A 16,435-nucleotide genomic window follows, 5' to 3' on the forward strand; every position below is an offset into this window, starting at 1 on the left:
GGGGCGCAGTGCGTAGGCTCCTTACTTATGAGTAGCGCTGCTGACCCGCTGGCCGCACTGACCGGGCTGCCGGGTGTCGCCGATTCCGTGGATTCCGTACGCAAGGCCGTGGACCGGGTCTACGGGCACCGCGTGATGCGCCGCCGGAGCGGCGAGATCACCTCGGAGGCCGCGCTGCGCGGCGCCCGCGCCAGCGCGGCGCTGTCCGGCGCCGACTGGGCGCTGGAGGAGGTGCGCCGTAGGACCGACTTCGGCTCCGAGCCCGAGGCCCGTACCGTCGGCGCCGCGCTGCGGCTCACCGCCGAGGCGGGTCAGTTGCTGAGCATCTGGCGCCAGTCGCCGCTGCGGGTGCTGGCGCGACTGCACCTGGTGGCGACGGGGTCGACGGCGGACGGTGACGTCGTGGGCCGCCCGCGGCTGGCGGGCGAGCCGGTGGACGAGCCCTTGGTGGAACTGCCGCTGCCGAGCGCGGAGGAGGTCGCCGGCCGGCTCGACGGGCTGTCCCGCCTGGTCATCGCGGGTGGTTCCGCTCCGGCGCTGATCACGGCGGCGGTGGTGCACGGCGAACTGCTGGCCCTGCGCCCCTTCGCCACGCACAACGGCCTGGTCGCGCGGGCCGCGGAGCGGATCGTCCTGATCAACAGCGGTCTGGACCCGAAGGCGATCTGCCCGGCGGAGGTCGGTCACGCGGAGCAGGGGCGCGAGGCGTACCTGGCGGCCTTCGAGGGCTACGTCTCGGGTACCGCCGAGGGGATGGCCGCCTGGATCGCCCACTGTGGGCGTGCGATCGAGCTGGGTGTCCGCGAGTCGACGGCGGTCTGCGAGGCCCTGCAGCGGGGCGCGGCCTGAGGCTTTTCTTCCGGACGCGGTCCGGACATGGGTTGCGGCGACACCGTGCTGCTTTGGTGTCGCCGCTGGCATTTACGCCCAGTTACCAAGCGTCCTCGATAGTTGCCCATCAGGTCGGGAACTTTGCCCGTTCCCTGGTGCGGCTGGCCCGTAATCGACGGGTCGACGTCGCGTGGGTGCTCGGCGTTCATGCTTCGGTCCGTGGGCCTTACTGCGTTTTAAAGATGATCCTCTCGGATGTTCTTTGGTCTCGCGGGCCGTTGCTTTATTTGTACTCCGCTTCGGTGCCATGCGAAACCCCTGGCTCCACTTTTTACTTTCCCGGACGAGGTCGGGCGAACCGGACAGCCGATATCGTCGCAGGTCAGGGCGATCAGGCGGACTTGGCGGCCGGCGCACCGGCTCGGCGGCGGCTCGCGTACCAGACCAGCCCGGCGGTGGCGGCTGCCGCACCCACGGCGGCCGCGGCGACGAGCGCGGGCCGTGTGGGCATCGACAGCCCGGGCAGCCGCTGCTTGAGGCGCACCGGTCTGTCGAAGACCAGTACCGGCCACTCCCGCGCCAGAGCCTCACGCCGCAGTGCCCGGTCGGGGTTGACGGCGTGCGGGTGCCCGACCGCCTCCAGCATCGGGATGTCGGTCGCGGAGTCGCTGTACGCGTAGCAGCGGTCGAGGTCGTAGCCCTCGGACTCCGCCAGCTCGCGGACGGCCTCCGCCTTCGTGGGTCCGTACGCGTAGTACTCGATCTCACCGGTGAAGCAGCCGTCCTCGCCCACGACCATGCGCGTGGCGACGACCCGGTCCGCGCCGAGCATCTCTCCGATCGGCTCGACCACTTCCGCGCCGGAGGTGGACACGATCACCACGTCGCGGCCCGCAGTGTGGTGGGCCTCGATGAGGGAGGCCGCCTCGTCGTAGATGATCGGGTCGATGAGGTCGTGCAGGGCTTCCGCGACGATCTCCCGCACCTGCTGCACGTTCCACCCCTTGCAGAGGCCGGACAGGTACTCCCGCATCCGCTCCATCTGGTCGTGGTCGGCGCCGCCGGCCAGGAAGATGAACTGCGTGTACGCGGTACGCAGAACGGCTCGGCGGTTGATCAGGCCGCCCTGGTAGAAGGACTTGCTGAACGTCAAGGTGCTCGACTTCGCAATGACCGTCTTGTCCAGGTCGAAGAAGGCTGCGGTACGAGGCGAGGAGTGCGGCAAGGGCTGATTTTCCACGCCCCGAGCATATGCGCCCACCATTCGGCGTAAGGTGTGGCGCGTGGGTTTGCCTGAGAAGGCTCTCGGGTACACCATGGAAGTCACGGATCGTTCGCGACCGTGCTAACCCGGTCTGGCTCCTCCCCCCCCGAGTCGGACCGTGGGGACGACCCCCGCTCTCCCCCCCGGCGGGGGTCGTCGCATGTCCGGACGCGGTTCGCGTCCCTGCCTTCGGCCCCAAGTGACCATCTCCCGGCCCTTCCTCTTGTGCGGGGCCGCGCGTGTCGAAGGCCCTCACCACATCAGACCCGTGACGGTGCGTAGTGGTTCCGCCGCGCTCCGGAACTCACCTGCGAGGGTGACCGGGTTATTCACAATCGGTCCGTTGTCCACAGTTTTCAAGCAAGATCCACTTCTTTTTCCCGATCCCTGCACGGTGATTCCAGCCGCGAAGTCCGCGGTGCTGGATTTGCAGTGAGAAGGGGGCGGAGATCGTGGCGCGATCGAAGTCGTGTGAAACGCGGGCCGGGGCCGTGGCCGGGTCCCCGGCCGGGTCCGTGTCGGGGAGGGCCTCCGGGACGGAGTCGGCCGGTGGGCGGCCGCTGATCATCACCGAGGATCCCCTGCTGCTCGACGACCTGCTGCGGCTGTGCGCCGCCGCGGGCGCCGAGCCGCACGTGCACCACGCGGTACCAGAGCGAATCGGAGGGGGCGACGGGAGCCACGGGAGCGACGGGAGCGGTGGGACCGGGGGGAGCACCGGATGGGAGTCCGCGCCCCTCGTGCTCGTCGGGGACGACGCCGCCCGGCGGGTGCGCGGGGCGCCGCGTAGGGGAGGGGTCTTCCTCGTCGGCCGGGAGCTGGACGACCCCCTCGTGTGGCAGCGGGCGGTGGAGATCGGCGCCGAAGAGGTGCTGCGGCTCCCCGATGCCGAGAGCCGGCTCGTCGACCGCATCGCCGACGTCGTGGAAGGAGCCGGACGGCCCGCGCTCGCCGTCGGCGTGATCGGTGGCAGTGGCGGGGCCGGGGCCTCCACCCTCGCCTGCGCGCTCGCCCTGAGGGCCGCCCGCGCCGGGGAACGCACCATCCTCATCGACGGGGACCCGCTGGGCGGGGGCATGGACGTACTGCTCGGCGGCGAAGCCGCGGAAGGGCTGCGCTGGCCGGACTTCGCGGGCTCGCGGGGGCGGGTCGGCGCCGGAGCCCTGGAGGAGTCCCTGCCCGAACTGCACGCCCTTCGGGTGCTCAGCTGGGACCGCGGGGACCGGGTGGTGGTGCCGCCCGCCGCGATGCGGTCTGTGGTGGCCGCCGCACGGCGCCGGGGCGGAGTCGTGGTGGTCGACCTCCCGCGCCGGGTCGACGAAGCGGTGGCCGAGGTCCTGGCCCAGCTCGACCTGGTGCTGATGGTGGTGCCGGGCGAGCTGCGCGCGGTGGCCGCGGCGGGCCGGGTGGCGGCCGGGGTGCGGATGGTGGCGCGGGACGTGCGCGTCGTCGTGCGGGGCCGCTGCCCCGGCGGGCTCGATCCGGAGGTCGTGGCCGGGCTGTTGGGGGCGCCGCTGGCGGGCGAGGTGCCGGTCGAGGTGGGGCTGCCGGGGCGGGTGGCCGAGGGGGAACCGCCGGGGGCGCAGGGGCGCGGCGCGCTGGCCCGCTTCTGCGACGGTTTCTGGCAGCGCGTGCTCGGCCCCGTCCAGGGGGTGCCGGCATGAGCGCGGTGCTGCTGGACGCGGTGCGCAGGAGGCTCGCCGAGAGTGGAGCGGAACCGACTCCGGCGCGGGTGGCGGCCGCTCTGCGGGCCCAGGGCCGGCTGCTGGGGGACGCGGAAGTGCTCGGGGCGGCCGCCGAGTTACGGTCCGAACTGGTCGGAGCCGGTCCGCTGGAGTCGCTGCTCGCCGACCCCGACGTCACCGATGTGCTGGTGGCGGCCCCCGACCGGGTGTGGGTGGACCGCGGCGGCGGGCTGGAGCTGACCGGGGTGACCTTCGCCGACGCTCAGGCCGTACGCAGGCTCGCCCAGCGGCTGGCCGCCGTCGCCGGGCGACGCCTGGACGACGCCCGGCCCTGGGTGGACGCCCGAATGCCGGACGGCACCCGGCTGCACGCCGTCCTGCCCCCGGTGGCGGTCGGGTCGGCCTGCCTGTCGCTGCGGGTGGTGCGGCCCCGCGCCTTCACCCTGGAGGAGCTCGTCGCGGCGGGCACGCTGCCGCCCGGCGGGCACCGGCTGCTGCGGGCGATCGTCGAGGCCCGGCTGTCGTTCCTCGTCTCCGGCGGTACCGGGACCGGCAAGACCACCCTGCTCAGTGCCCTGTTGGGGCTGGTCGGCCCCGGCGAGCGGATCGTGCTCGCCGAGGATTCGGCCGAGCTGCGCCCGGACCATCCGCATGTGGTGCGGCTGGAGGCCAGGCCGGCCAACCAGGAGGGCGCGGGCCTGGTCACCTTGGCCGACCTGGTCCGGCAGGCGCTGCGCATGCGGCCCGACCGGCTGGTGGTCGGCGAGGTCCGGGGCGCCGAAGTCTCCGATCTGCTGGCTGCCTTGAACACTGGCCACGAAGGAGGCTGTGGCACTGTCCACGCCAACGCCGCCGCCCATGTCCCGGCCCGGCTGGAGGCCCTCGGGACGGCTGCCGGGCTCGATCGGGCCGCCCTGCACAGCCAGTTGGCGGCCGCGCTGAACCTGGTGGTCCATCTGGCCCGGGACCGGGCGGGGCGGCGCAGGGTGGCCGAGGTGCACGTGCTGGAACGGGATGCCGCCGGGCTGGTCGTGACCGTACCGGCGCTGCGCTGGGCCGCGCGCGGGTTCGTACGGGAGCAGGGCTGGGAGCGGCTGGCGCCGCTGCTGCGGGGTGCGCGATGAGCGCCTGGGCGGGGCCGGCGGGACTGGCGCCCCCGGTGCCGGTCTTCGCCGGGGTGCTGTGCGCGGGGGCCGCCGCATGGGTGTGGGCCGGGGGCGACGGGGTCTCCCGGCGGGCCCGGCTGGTGCTCGCGGGAGGCGGCCCGATGCTCCGGACCGGGCCGGTGTTCAGGGAGCGGTGGGCGCTTGCCGTACGGGTGCGGGTGGCGGGCCGGCGGGAGTGGGCCTGCCTCGGGGCCGGGCTGCTGGTCGCGGTGCTCGGCGGATCGGTGGTGCCCCTGCTGGCGGGAGCGGCCGTGGTGCCGTTGGTGCGGCGGTGGCTGCGGGTCCGGGCCCGGGAGCGGGCCAGGGAGGCGCGGGCCGTCGAGGTGGCCGACCTGTGCGGAGCGGTGGTGGGCGAGCTGCGAGCGGGTGCCCAGCCCGGGCAGGCGCTGACCGCGGCCATACGGCGGACGGTGGCGGGCCCCGGCGGCCCGGCTGCGGCGGAGGCGGGAGTGCTGGCCGCCGCTGCGTTCGGCGGGGACGTTCCGGGCGCACTGCGCCAGGCGGCGCGGGAGCCCGGCGCGGAGGGGCTGGCCGGGATGGCGGCCTGCTGGCGGGTGTCGGTGGACGGCGGTGCGGGCCTGGCCGCCGGGCTGGACCGGCTTGAGGGCGCCCTGCGCGCCGAGCGGGACCGGCAGGAGTCCTTGCGGGCCCAGCTGGCGGGGGCGCGGTCGACGGCGGTCGTGCTCGCCCTGCTGCCGCTGGTGGGCCTGCTCATCGGCACCGGGCTGGGTGCGGACCCGCTGCGCGTGCTGCTGCACACCCCGGTGGGGTGGGGCTGCCTGCTGGCGGGTGGGGTGCTGGAGGCGCTGGGGCTGCTGTGGTGCCGGCGGATCGTGCGGGCGGGGGAGCGGTGATGGGCGGCTTCGTGATCCACAGGCTGGGGATGACGCCGTGCCTGGCGGTGGCGGCGCTGTGCGTGGCGTCGGCGGTGGTGGCGCGGATGAGGGCGCGGGCGGCCCGGCGCAGGATCGCGGTCCTGCTGGGGGCCGAGGCGGGCCCGGGTAGACCGGCGTTGCCCTTCCGGCTACGGGGCGTGGTGGCGGGCTGGACCGGGCCGCTCGGGGCGCTGCTGGCGGGCTGGGTGCTCGTCGGCGGAGTGGTGGGGGCTGCCGTGGGCGCTCTGGCGGCCTTCGGGGCATGGCGCTGGGGGGCACGGGCACGGCCGCCCGCCGGCGTGGATCCGCGGGAGGCGGAGCGTCAGCTGCCGTTCGCCGCAGACCTGTTGGCGGCCTGCCTGGCGGCGGGAGCGGGTCCGGTGGAGGCCGCGGAAGTGGTGGGGGAGTCGCTGGGCGGCCCGTTGGGCGAGCGGCTGGCGAGGGCCGGTGCCGAGCTGCGGCTCGGCGGTGAACCGGGCGCCGGGTGGGGGAGGTTGGCGGAGATACCGGGTGCCCGGCCGCTCGCGGAGTGCCTGGAGCGGGCCGCCCGTACGGGGGCGCCCGCGGCGGAGCCGGTATCCAGGCTCGCCTCGCACCTGAGGGCGGACCGGGCCCGGCAGGCGGGAGCCCGCGCGCAGCGGGCGGCGGTTCTGGTCACCGCGCCGGTGGGGCTGTGTTTCCTGCCCGCATTTCTCGCGATCGGGGTTGCGCCGGTGGTGATCGGAATGGCCTCCGGTCTCCTCTCGAACAACTGACGCCACATTGATCACGTACATCAACAGCGAAAAACAACAGGAGGTTGCCATGAGGATCATCTGGTTTCGTGTGCGGGCTGCACTGAGCGGTCGCGGGAGCGATGCGGGGATGTCCACATCCGAATACGCCATGGGCACCATCGCGGCCTGTGCGTTCGCTGCGGTTCTGTACAAGGTGGTGACGAGCGAAGTCGTCTCCACCGCACTTCAGTCGACCATCGGGAAGGCACTCGATGTGCCGTTCTGAGACGGAATCCCGGGCGCCGCGCGAAAGGGGAGACCGCGGATATGTGACGGCGGAGGCCGCGTTGGTGATTCCGGCTCTGGTGCTGTTCGCGGCTCTGTTGGTGTGGGCGCTGATGGCGGCTGCCGCGCAGATCCGGTGCGTGGACGGCGCCCGGGCCGGCGCCCGGGCGGCGGCCCGGTCGGAGCCGGCCGAGGTCGTGGTGGCGGCGGCCCGGGCGGCCGCGCCTTCGGGAGCGGAGGTGGAGCTGGAGCGGGTGGGCGACCTCTGGCGGGTCCGGGTGGCGGCGCGGGCACCGGGTCCGGGCGAGCTGCCGGTGCGGCTCGGCGCGCAGGCGGTGGCCCTGGCGGAGGACAGCGTGGGGCCGCCGCCGTGAGCCGGGACCGGGGTTCGGCCACGGTGTGGGCGGTGCTGGTGGTCGCGGTGCTGGGTGCGGTGTTCGGCGGGGTGCTGCTGCTGGGGCAGGCCGTCGCGGCCCGCCACCGGGCGGCGGCGGCCGCGGACCTGGCAGCCCTCGCGGCGGCGGCGACCTGGGCCCACGGCCCGGAGGCGGCCTGTGCCACGGCGATACGGGTGGCCCGAGCGCAGGGTGCGGAGCTGGCGGGGTGCCGGGTCCTGGGCGAGGTCGCCGAGGTCGGGGCCCGCCCGGCCACGGGGCCTTTCACCCCCACGATCCGGGCCCGTGCCGGTCCGCCCGAGGCCGCACCGGTCCTCCCCACCGGTGGATGAAGCACGAGTGCGGAGCAGGGCCAGGTCTCGGGAAGGCGCGGGGTGCGGTGAGCCGGGCTCCGCGCAGCGGCGCCCCGCCCCGTGCGTGCCCCTTCCGGGGGCCTGGGCGCACCCAGGGCGGCCCGGGGCGGGCCCCGTGGGCTAGGGCCGGGAGGGGGCCGTGGCCGGGCCTGTCGGGCCCGGGGGAGCCGGTGCTTCGGCGAGGAGGCGGGTGAGGAGACGGATGGCGCCGCGCTTGTGCAGGGGGTCGTTGCCGTTGCCGCACTTGGGGGACTGGATGCAGGACGGGCAGCCGGCCTCGCACTCGCAGGCGGCGATCGCGTCGCGGGTCGCCGTCAGCCAGGCGCGGGCCGTGTGGAAGGCGCGCTCCGCGAAGCCGGCGCCGCCCGGGTGGCCGTCGTAGACGAAGACCGTCGGAAGGAGGGTGTCGGGATGCAGCGGCACGGAGACGCCGCCGATGTCCCAGCGGTCGCAGGTGGCGAACAGCGGGAGCAGGCCGATGGAGGCGTGCTCGGCGGCGTGCAGGGCGCCGCCGAGGATCTCCGGATTGATCCGGGCCTCGTCGAGCTGGTCCTCGGTGACCGTCCACCACACGGCCCTGGTGCGCAGGGTGCGGGGCGGCAGGTCGAGCTTGGCCTCGCCCAGCACCTCGCCGGTGATCAGCTTGCGCCGCAGATAGGAGACGACCTGGTTGGTGACCTCGACGGAGCCGTAGCAGAGCCGCCCCGCGCCCCAGGGGACCTCGGTCTCGGTCTCCAGGACGGAGATGGAGGTGGTGTCGCGGGCGGTGGTGGAGAAGGGCGGGTCGGCCTCCTCGACCAGGGCTGCCGAGTCCTCCAGGTCCAGGTGCTTCACGAGGTAGGTGCGGCCTTGGTGGAGGTGGACGGCCCCGTCGTGGACGGCGGTGTGCGCGGCCGACTCGTCGACCGTGCCCAGCAGCCGCCCGGTCGAGGCCTCGACGATCTGCACCGGGCGGCCGCCGCCGCCCCGGATGTCGGTCAGGTCCGAGGCCCGCTCCCGTCGCGTCCAGTGCCAGGCCGTGGGCCGCCGGCGCAGCAGCTTCGCCGCTTCGAGCTGGGGCAGGAGTTCCTCGGTCGCCGGGCCGAAGAGCTCCAGGTCCGGCTCGGTCAGCGGCAGCTCCGCCGCGGCGGCGCACAGGTGGGGCGCGAGGACGTACGGGTTGTCCGGGTCCAGGACGGTGGCCTCCACCGGTTGGCGGAACAGGGCCTCGGGGTGGTGGACGAGGTAGGTGTCGAGCGGGTCGTCGCGGGCGATCAGCACGGCCAGGGCGCCCTGGCCCGAGCGCCCGGCCCGGCCGGCCTGCTGCCACAGGGAGGCCCGGGTGCCCGGGTATCCCGTGATCAGGACGGCGTCCAGGCCCGAGACGTCCACGCCCAGCTCCAGGGCGGTCGTGGCGGCCAGGCCCAGCAGCTCGCCGGAGTGCAGGGCCCGCTCCAGGGCCCGGCGCTCCTCCGGCAGGTATCCGCCACGGTAGGCGGCCACCCGCCGGGCCAGCGACCGGTCCACGTCGGCGAGCCGTTCCTGGGTGATCACGGAGATCAGCTCGGCGCCGCGCCGGGAGCGTACGAAGGCGACGGTACGGACTCCCTGGACGACCAGGTCGGTCAGCAGGTCGGCGGTCTCGGCCGTGGCCGTACGGCGTACGGGCGCGCCCTTCTCGCCGCGCAGCTCGGTGAGCAGCGGGGGCTCCCAGAGGGCGAACACCACCTCGCCACGCGGAGAGGCGTCGTCGGTGATCTCGATCACCGGCACCCCGGTCAGCCGGGACGCGGCCGTCGCCGGCTCGCTCGCGGTGGCGGAGGCGAGCAGGAAGACCGGTTCGGAGCCGTAGCGGGCGCACAGCCGCCGCAGCCGGCGCAACACCTGTGCCACGTGCGAGCCGAAGACCCCGCGGTAGGTGTGGCACTCGTCGATCACCACGTAGCGCAGTGCCCGCAGGAAGGAGGACCAGCGCGGGTGGGCCGGGAGGATCCCGCGGTGCAGCATGTCGGGGTTGGTCAGGACGTAGTTGGCGTACTGGCGCACCCACTCGCGTTCCTCGACGGGCGTGTCCCCGTCGTAGACGGCGGGCCGGACGGCGTTGCCCAGCGGGGCGGCGAGTTCCCGTACGGCCCGCCGCTGGTCGGCCGCCAGGGCCTTCGTGGGGGCCAGGTACAGGGCGGTCGCGCCCCGTCCGTTCGGCGCCTCCGCGCCGTCCGCCAGGGCGGACAGCACGGGGGCGAGGTAGGCCAGCGACTTGCCCGACGCGGTGCCGGTGGCGACGACCACCGATTCGCCGTCGAGAGCGTGCTCGGCGGCCGCGGCCTGGTGTTCCCACGGGTGTTCGATCCCGGCGGCCTGAATGGCGGCTACTACATCCGTTCGGATGCGGTCGGGCCAGACTGCATGACGGCCCTCCCGAGGGGGCAAGTGCTCCGTATGGGTGATGCGCGCAGCCCGGGAAGGCCCCCGGGACAGCCGGTCGAGGACCGTGCCGGGGGTGGGTCGAGGGTCCGCGGGTGGCGTGGGCCGCCTGGGACGGTGAGTATTGGCCATTGGAACCGAGTGTGTCATCGGCGTGCGGGACAATGGTCCGAAGGCGTCGTGCGCGCCTGCCGGTAAGTGATTGAATGCCATCGCGGCAGCCAATCCCTCACCTACCTTCGGGTGGGGAGGCCCCTGGGGGGCGCCGCTCGATAGCAAGGTGCTGGAGGATCCGTGGACCTGTCCCTGTCGACTCGCACTGTCGGCGACCGTACGGTCGTGGAGGTCGGTGGCGAGATTGATGTGTATACCGCGCCCAAGCTGCGCGAGCAGTTGGTCGAGTTGGTGAACGACGGCAGCTACCACCTGGTTGTCGACATGGAGCGAGTGGACTTCCTCGACTCCACCGGACTTGGTGTGCTCGTGGGAGGCCTCAAGCGCGTCCGCGCGCACGAGGGTTCGCTCCGCCTGGTGTGCAACCAGGAGCGCATCCTGAAGATCTTCCGCATCACCGGTCTGACCAAGGTGTTCCCGATCCACACCACTGTGGAAGACGCCGTCAACGCCACCGACTGACGGCTCCGAGGCCGCCCGCGGGACGTCTTCGGCGCCCTTCGGGCGGTGAGGAGCCGACGAGGAGAACGGGGGTACCGGGCCACGGTTGGCCCGGGCCCCTGTCAAGGCACGCCCGTAGTCCGAGGGGGACGCGCATGGCCACCGTTGAACTGCGCTTCAGCGCCCAGCCCGAACACGTCCGGACGGCCCGCTTGGTCGCGGCCGCCGTGGCGCGCAGGGCGGGCGTGGAGGAAGCCGTCCTCGACGAGGTCCGCCTCGCCGTGGGCGAGGCCTGCTCGCGCGCCGTCGGACTCCACCGCAGCAACGGGCTGACCGCGCCCGTCCGGGTCGTGCTGACCGAGGAGGAGAAGGTGTTCTCCATCGAGGTCGGCGACGAGGTTCCCGGACCGGGCGGCGGCCCGGACGCCGCCGTGCCCGGCATCGAGGCGGCCCTGGACGCCGATCTCGACGGCGAGGACGAGATGGGCCTCGCCGTGATCAGCGGGCTCGTCGACGATGTCGAGGTGACCACCGGGGAGTCGGGCGGCACCATCCGGATGAGCTGGCCCGTGTCCGGGAGCTCCGACCTCGCCTAGGTCCGCGGCTCGCTCGCCCGGGTCCGTGGATCCACGGATCCATGGATCGGCGGAGGGCAGGACACAATCGGTCCTATCTTCTGATCTTTATCAAGGCCCTGCTGAGCAGGGCCTTTTTCATGTCCGCTGGATCAATGACCAGGCGTCAATGCCTTTGCCCCATTACCGCTTTCGAGGGTATTGGAGTGACGCGATCTATTGCTGAGGAGCAAGAGAACGCCAATTCCGTTTCCTGCGTACTGTTTTGATCAGGGCGCGCTCCCTACAATCCGTCCACATCTTGAGCTCATCACGTCAAGGAGGACGAATGACGGGGCTCTTCACCCCCATTGCGCCGGATCGCACGACTGATCTGGCAGCCGCTGTACTCACCGATGACAATCGGCTCATCGTGATCGTCATTGCGGTCGTGGCACTCGCCGCACTCGTCGTCGCGCAGATCCTGGTCCGCCAGGTACTCGCCGCCGACGAGGGAACCGACAGCATGAAGAAGATCGCCGCCGCCGTCCAGGAAGGCGCCAACGCCTACCTCGGCCGCCAGCTGCGCACCCTCGGCGTCTTCGCCGTCGTGGTCTTCTTCCTGCTCTTCCTGCTCCCCGCCGACACCTGGTCCCAGCGGGCGGGACGTTCCGCCTTCTTCCTCGTGGGCGCCCTCTTCTCGGCGGCCACCGGCTACATCGGCATGCGGCTCGCGGTCCGCGCCAACGTCCGCGTCGCCGCGGCCGCGCGCGAGGCCACGCCCGCCGAGGGAGAGCCCGCCAGAGATCTGACAGAGGTCTCCCACAAGGCGATGAGGATCGCCTTCCGCACGGGCGGCGTCGTCGGCATGTTCACCGTCGGCCTCGGCCTGCTCGGCGCCTCCTGCGTCGTCCTGGTCTACGCCGCCGACGCACCCAAGGTGCTGGAGGGCTTCGGCCTCGGGGCCGCCCTGATCGCGATGTTCATGCGCGTGGGCGGCGGCATCTTCACCAAGGCCGCCGACGTCGGCGCCGACCTTGTCGGCAAGGTCGAGCAGGGCATTCCGGAGGACGACCCGCGCAATGCCGCGACCATCGCCGACAACGTGGGCGACAACGTCGGCGACTGCGCCGGAATGGCGGCCGACCTCTTCGAGTCGTACGCCGTCACCCTCGTGGCCGCGCTCATCCTCGGCAAGGCCGCTTTCGGCGACCTCGGCCTGGCCTTCCCGCTGATCGTCCCCGCGATCGGCGTGATCACCGCCATGATCGGCATCTTCGCGGTCTCCCCGCGCCGCAGCGACCGCAGCGGCATGACCGCCATCAACCGCGGCTTCTTCATCTCCGCGGTGATCTCCCTGGTGCTGGTCGCGATCGCCGTCTACGCCTACCTGCCGGCCACCTACAAGGAGCTCGTCGGCGTCGACAACGCCGCGATCACCAACCACTCCGGTGACCCGCGCATCCTGGCCGTCGTCGCCGTCGCGATCGGCATCGTGCTCGCGGCCCTGATCCAGCAGCTCACCGGCTACTTCACCGAGACCAACCGCCGTCCCGTCCGGGACATCGGCAAGTCCTCCCTGACCGGCGCGGCCACCGTCGTCCTCGCCGGCATCTCCGTCGGCCTGGAGTCCGCCGTCTACACGGCGCTGCTCATCGGCCTCGGCGTCTACGGGGCGTTCCTGCTCGGCGGCACGTCGATCATGCTCGCGCTGTTCGCGGTGGCCCTGGCCGGCACCGGCCTGCTCACCACCGTCGGCGTCATCGTCGCCATGGACACCTTCGGACCCGTCTCCGACAACGCCCAGGGCATCGCCGAGATGTCCGGCGACGTCGAGGGCGCGGGCGCGCAGGTCCTGACCGACCTGGACGCCGTCGGCAACACCACCAAGGCCATCACCAAGGGCATCGCCATCGCCACCGCCGTGCTCGCCGCGGCCGCGCTCTTCGGCTCGTACAACGACGCCATCGCCACCGCGGTCAAGGAAGTCGGCGCCAAGGCCGGGGAGATGAACCTCAGCCTGGACATCGCGCAGCCCAACAACCTCGTCGGGCTGATCCTGGGCGCGGCCGTCGTGTTCCTGTTCTCCGGCCTCGCCATCAACGCGGTCTCCCGCTCCGCGGGCGCCGTGGTCTACGAGGTACGCCGCCAGTTCCGCGAGCACCCGGGGATCATGGACTACACCGAGAAGCCCGAGTACGGGCGCGTCGTCGACATCTGCACCAAGGACGCGCTGCGCGAGCTCGCCACGCCCGGCCTGCTCGCCGTCCTCACCCCGATCGCCGTGGGCTTCACCCTCGGCGTCGGCGCGCTCGGCTCCTTCCTCGCCGGGGCCATCGGCACGGGCACGCTGATGGCGGTCTTCCTCGCCAACTCCGGTGGCGCGTGGGACAACGCGAAGAAGCTCGTCGAGGACGGCCACCACGGCGGCAAGGGCAGCGAGGCGCACGCCGCGGTCGTCATCGGCGACACGGTGGGCGACCCGTTCAAGGACACCGCCGGCCCGGCCATCAACCCGCTGCTCAAGGTCATGAACCTGGTGGCGCTGCTGATCGCCCCCGCCGTCGTGCAGTTCAGCTACGGCGCGGACACCAGCCCGACCGTACGGGCGATCGTCGCGGTCCTCGCGATCGGCGTCATCGTCGGCGCCGTGTACGTGTCCAAGCGGCGCGGCATCGCGGTGGGCGAGGACAACGAGGGTGGAGCCGCCGAGCGGGTGGCGGCCCAGCCGGCCGACCCGGCGACGGTCTCCTGACCCTCTCTCCACGAGCGGTACGGGCAGGGCCGGGCAGGGCCGGTCGTACGCCCGAACGGCGGACGGGCGGCGCGGACTGACGCGCCGTCCGTCCGCCTTTGTACGTCACCGGATGGCGGGCGTGTATCTTCCGGGCCGAGAGCCTTCGAAGGGACCAATCCGGTGAACAAGAAGCTTGCGGCCGCCTTGTCGGGCGGCGCGGTGCTGATGCTCGTCCTGTCCGGCTGCGGCGGGGACGACGGCGACGAGAAGGCCAACGCCTGGGCCAAGAAGGTCTGCGACCAGTGGCAGCCCGAACTCAAGAAGATCGAGGCGGCCAACGCCGACATCAAGCGGGTGGCGACGGAGAGCAGCAAGCCGGAGGACGTCCAGAAGACGGACTCGGCGGCCTTCGGGACCATGTCCGAGTCGTACAAGACCATGGGTACCGCCCTGCAGGGGGCCGGAGTTCCGCCGGTCAAGGACGGTCAGAAGACCCTGGACAACGCGGTCCAGGGCTTCGAGTCGACCTCCAAGGGCTACGCCGACCTGAAGACGAAGATGGACGCGCTCGACCCCAAGGACCAGACGAAGTTCGCCGAGGGGCTCAAGGAGCTGGCGGGCGGTCTGGAGGAGGCCACGAAGGGCGGCAAGGACGCCCTCTCCGAGCTGAACGCGGGCGGCCTGGACAAGGCGATGAACAGCCAGAAGGGCTGCCAGGTCGCGGCACCTTCGCCGTCGCCCAAGTAGCGCGGTGGGCTGACGCCCGTCGGCAGGGCGGCCGGGGTCCCGGAAAAGGGGCCGCGGCCGCCCTGTCGTACGCCCGGATGCGGGCCCGGGGGAGCGGCGCCCGCGCCGACAGCCGCGCGGCGCACGGTTTGTCGGTCCCAACGGACACAATGGACGGGTGAGTACCACCAGCCTTCCCTCGCCCGACCGTGCCGCCGAGCTGCGCACCGCCCTGCTCGCCGCCGGCTTCACCGCCGACGGGCTGCTCGACCTGCTCGGCGCCCCCGCCTACGCCGCGCTCGCCCGCAGCGAGACGGTCCCCGCCCTGCGCGCCACGCGCGTCGGCGGTGACGGCCCGCTGCCGAGCCTGGTCCGGCTGTTCCTGCTCCAGCAGCCCGTGGCGTACGCGCACGCCGCGGCCGCCCTGCCCGTCGAGGCGGCCCTGGCCGACGGCTGGCTGCGGCGCGAGGGGGCCGCCGGCGGCGAGGACACCGTGCGTGCCACCGTCGACGTACGCCCGTACGGCGGCCCGGACGGCGAGGATTGGTTCATCGTCTCCGACCTCGGCTGCGCGGTCGGCGGGGCCGGCGGCATCGGCAGCCGCGAGGAGGGCGTCGTTCTCGGCGTCGGCGGCGCCTCCACCACCCTGGCCGGGATCACCGTCCGCATCCCCGTCGGCTCCGCCCTCGATCTCGGCACCGGTTCGGGCATCCAGGCGCTGCACGCCGCCCAGCACGCCACCCGGGTCACCGCGACCGACGTCAACCCCCGGGCCCTGGAATTCACCCGGTTGACGCTGGCGCTGTCCGGGGCGCCGGAGGCCGAGCTGCTCACCGGTTCGCTGTTCGAGCCGGTCGGCGAGGCCACGTACGACCTGATCGTGTCGAACCCGCCGTTCGTGATCTCCCCCGGCGCCCGGCTCACCTACCGGGACGGCGGCATGGGCGGCGACGACCTGTGCCGGACCCTGGTCCAGGAGGCCGGCGCGCACCTCAACCCCGGCGGGTACGCGCAGTTCCTGGGCAACTGGCAGCACGTGGAGGGCGAGGAGTGGCACGAGCGGGTCCGCGCCTGGGTGCCGCACGGCTGCGACGCCTGGATCGTGCAGCGTGACGTGCAGGACGTGACCCAGTACGCGGAGCTGTGGCTGCGCGACGCGGGGGACCACCGCACGGACCCCGCCGAGTACGCGCGGCGCTACGACGACTGGCTGGAGGAGTTCGAGGCCCGCAAGACCAAGGCCGTCGGATTCGGCTGGATCACCCTGCGCCGGACGGACGCGGCCGAGCCCTCGATCGTGGTCGAGGAGTGGCCGCACTCGGTGGAGCAGCCGCTCGGCGAGACGGTCCTGGCCCACTTCGCCCGCCAGGACTACCTGCGCGAGCACGATGACGCGGCCCTGCTGGAGGGCCGCTTCGTGCTGGCCGCGGAGGTGGTCCAGGAGCAGGTCGGCGCGCCCGGCGCGGAGGATCCGGAACACGTGGTGCTGCGGCAGAACCGCGGGATGCGGCGCGCGACCAAGGTCGACACGGTCGGCGCGGGCTTCGCCGGAGTGTGTGACGGCTCACTGAGCGCGGGCCGGATCCTGGACGCGATCGCGCAGCTGATGCAGGAAGACCCGGTCGTGCTGCGGGACCGTACGCCGGAGGCGATCCGGATGCTCGTCGAGCAGGGGTTCCTGGAGCCTGTCGCGGGCGCCGGGCAGTAGCCGCACCCGTGCCGGAACCGGGATGTAACCCGGGGTTCGCCTGATGTATCCCGAGGGCTGAAAGGGTTCTGCTCAGCGGGATCCGGGGGGATCCCGGGAGCGCTTCGGGGGTAAGGGGGAAG

15 protein-coding genes are annotated in these 16,435 nt (G+C 73.1%); 13 read left to right on the forward strand and 2 right to left on the reverse strand.

Features of this window, described 5'->3' with window-relative positions; translation table 11 throughout:
* Positions 1-27 precede the first annotated feature (27 nt).
* A complete protein-coding gene (locus ACFV9H_RS19730) occupies positions 28-849 on the forward strand; it encodes an oxidoreductase (protein ID WP_385399714.1) in 822 nt (273 codons plus the stop codon).
* A 373-nt stretch (positions 850-1,222) separates the two neighbouring features.
* Here the strand turns inward: ACFV9H_RS19730 and ACFV9H_RS19735 are convergent, their stop codons facing one another.
* Positions 1,223-2,095, reverse strand: coding sequence for an HAD family hydrolase (locus ACFV9H_RS19735; protein ID WP_385399717.1), 873 nt, complete (start codon positions 2,093-2,095; stop codon positions 1,223-1,225).
* A 515-nt stretch (positions 2,096-2,610) separates the two neighbouring features.
* Between ACFV9H_RS19735 and ssd the strand changes: the two genes are divergently transcribed.
* The 7 genes from ssd to ACFV9H_RS19770 are packed head-to-tail and all read left to right on the forward strand — an operon-like array spanning position 2,611 to position 7,549.
* Positions 2,611-3,759 carry a septum site-determining protein Ssd gene (gene ssd / locus ACFV9H_RS19740; RefSeq protein ID WP_385399843.1) on the forward strand — a complete coding sequence of 383 codons (1,149 nt, stop codon included), beginning with the start codon at positions 2,611-2,613 and terminating at the stop codon, positions 3,757-3,759.
* Positions 3,756-4,904 carry a TadA family conjugal transfer-associated ATPase gene (locus tag ACFV9H_RS19745; RefSeq protein WP_385399720.1) on the forward strand — a complete coding sequence of 383 codons (1,149 nt, stop codon included), beginning with the start codon at positions 3,756-3,758 and terminating at the stop codon, positions 4,902-4,904. Before ssd ends, ACFV9H_RS19745 begins: the two co-directional genes overlap by 4 nt.
* On the forward strand, positions 4,901-5,800 hold the full coding sequence (locus ACFV9H_RS19750; RefSeq protein WP_385399723.1) for a type II secretion system F family protein: 900 nt from the start codon (positions 4,901-4,903) through the stop codon (positions 5,798-5,800). The genes ACFV9H_RS19745 and ACFV9H_RS19750 overlap by 4 nt, the downstream gene beginning before the upstream one ends.
* A complete protein-coding gene (locus tag ACFV9H_RS19755; protein WP_385399725.1) occupies positions 5,800-6,576 on the forward strand; it encodes a type II secretion system F family protein in 777 nt (258 codons plus the stop codon). Before ACFV9H_RS19750 ends, ACFV9H_RS19755 begins: the two co-directional genes overlap by 1 nt.
* A gap of 49 nt (positions 6,577-6,625) precedes the next feature.
* Positions 6,626-6,823, forward strand: a complete 198-nt coding sequence (locus ACFV9H_RS19760; protein WP_385399728.1) for a DUF4244 domain-containing protein — start codon at positions 6,626-6,628, stop codon at positions 6,821-6,823.
* Positions 6,810-7,196, forward strand: a complete 387-nt coding sequence (locus ACFV9H_RS19765; RefSeq protein WP_385399731.1) for a TadE family type IV pilus minor pilin — start codon at positions 6,810-6,812, stop codon at positions 7,194-7,196. Before ACFV9H_RS19760 ends, ACFV9H_RS19765 begins: the two co-directional genes overlap by 14 nt.
* A complete protein-coding gene (locus ACFV9H_RS19770) occupies positions 7,193-7,549 on the forward strand; it encodes an Rv3654c family TadE-like protein (RefSeq protein ID WP_385399733.1) in 357 nt (118 codons plus the stop codon). The genes ACFV9H_RS19765 and ACFV9H_RS19770 overlap by 4 nt, the downstream gene beginning before the upstream one ends.
* A 141-nt stretch (positions 7,550-7,690) precedes the next feature.
* Here the strand turns inward: ACFV9H_RS19770 and ACFV9H_RS19775 are convergent, their stop codons facing one another.
* Positions 7,691-10,186, reverse strand: coding sequence for a DEAD/DEAH box helicase (locus ACFV9H_RS19775; RefSeq protein ID WP_385399736.1), 2,496 nt, complete (start codon positions 10,184-10,186; stop codon positions 7,691-7,693).
* An 81-nt stretch (positions 10,187-10,267) separates the two neighbouring features.
* On the opposite strand from ACFV9H_RS19775, the gene bldG reads away from it, so the two are divergent.
* The 5 genes from bldG (at position 10,268) to ACFV9H_RS19800 (ending at position 16,313) form a co-directional block, all read left to right on the forward strand.
* Positions 10,268-10,609: an anti-sigma factor antagonist BldG gene (gene bldG / locus ACFV9H_RS19780; protein ID WP_008743037.1), complete on the forward strand. Its 342-nt coding sequence runs from the start codon at positions 10,268-10,270 to the stop codon at positions 10,607-10,609.
* A gap of 134 nt (positions 10,610-10,743) precedes the next feature.
* Positions 10,744-11,184: an ATP-binding protein gene (locus tag ACFV9H_RS19785; RefSeq protein WP_385399738.1), complete on the forward strand. Its 441-nt coding sequence runs from the start codon at positions 10,744-10,746 to the stop codon at positions 11,182-11,184.
* Between the two features lie 307 nt (positions 11,185-11,491).
* Entirely contained in the window at positions 11,492-13,897 is a 2,406-nt protein-coding gene (locus tag ACFV9H_RS19790; protein ID WP_385399740.1) for a sodium-translocating pyrophosphatase, read from the forward strand.
* Between the two features lie 162 nt (positions 13,898-14,059).
* Positions 14,060-14,626, forward strand: coding sequence for a small secreted protein (locus ACFV9H_RS19795; RefSeq protein WP_385399743.1), 567 nt, complete (start codon positions 14,060-14,062; stop codon positions 14,624-14,626).
* Positions 14,627-14,783: 157 nt separating this feature from the next.
* Positions 14,784-16,313 (forward strand): methyltransferase, encoded by a 1,530-nt coding sequence (locus ACFV9H_RS19800; protein ID WP_385399746.1) that lies wholly within the window; start codon positions 14,784-14,786, stop codon positions 16,311-16,313.
* Positions 16,314-16,435: the final 122 nt, after the last annotated feature.

Origin of the sequence: Streptomyces sp. NPDC059874 (assembly GCF_042731135.1) — a bacterium.
GTDB lineage: Bacteria > Actinomycetota > Actinomycetes > Streptomycetales > Streptomycetaceae > Streptomyces.

What these genes read in the sequence shown, in the direction of transcription:
- ACFV9H_RS19790 (WP_385399740.1), top strand. Translation starts at nt 11,492, where the DNA reads ATGACGGGGCTCTTCACCCCCATTGCGCCGGATCGCACGACTGATCTG.
- ACFV9H_RS19775 (WP_385399736.1), bottom strand. Translation starts at nt 10,186, where the DNA reads ATGGCATTCAATCACTTACCGGCAGGCGCGCACGACGCCTTCGGACCA.
- ACFV9H_RS19760 (WP_385399728.1), top strand. Translation starts at nt 6,626, where the DNA reads ATGAGGATCATCTGGTTTCGTGTGCGGGCTGCACTGAGCGGTCGCGGG.
- ACFV9H_RS19765 (WP_385399731.1), top strand. Translation starts at nt 6,810, where the DNA reads ATGTGCCGTTCTGAGACGGAATCCCGGGCGCCGCGCGAAAGGGGAGAC.
- ACFV9H_RS19785 (WP_385399738.1), top strand. Translation starts at nt 10,744, where the DNA reads ATGGCCACCGTTGAACTGCGCTTCAGCGCCCAGCCCGAACACGTCCGG.
- ACFV9H_RS19750 (WP_385399723.1), top strand. Translation starts at nt 4,901, where the DNA reads ATGAGCGCCTGGGCGGGGCCGGCGGGACTGGCGCCCCCGGTGCCGGTC.
- ACFV9H_RS19735 (WP_385399717.1), bottom strand. Translation starts at nt 2,095, where the DNA reads ATGGTGGGCGCATATGCTCGGGGCGTGGAAAATCAGCCCTTGCCGCAC.
- ACFV9H_RS19730 (WP_385399714.1), top strand. Translation starts at nt 28, where the DNA reads ATGAGTAGCGCTGCTGACCCGCTGGCCGCACTGACCGGGCTGCCGGGT.
- ACFV9H_RS19755 (WP_385399725.1), top strand. Translation starts at nt 5,800, where the DNA reads ATGGGCGGCTTCGTGATCCACAGGCTGGGGATGACGCCGTGCCTGGCG.
- ACFV9H_RS19745 (WP_385399720.1), top strand. Translation starts at nt 3,756, where the DNA reads ATGAGCGCGGTGCTGCTGGACGCGGTGCGCAGGAGGCTCGCCGAGAGT.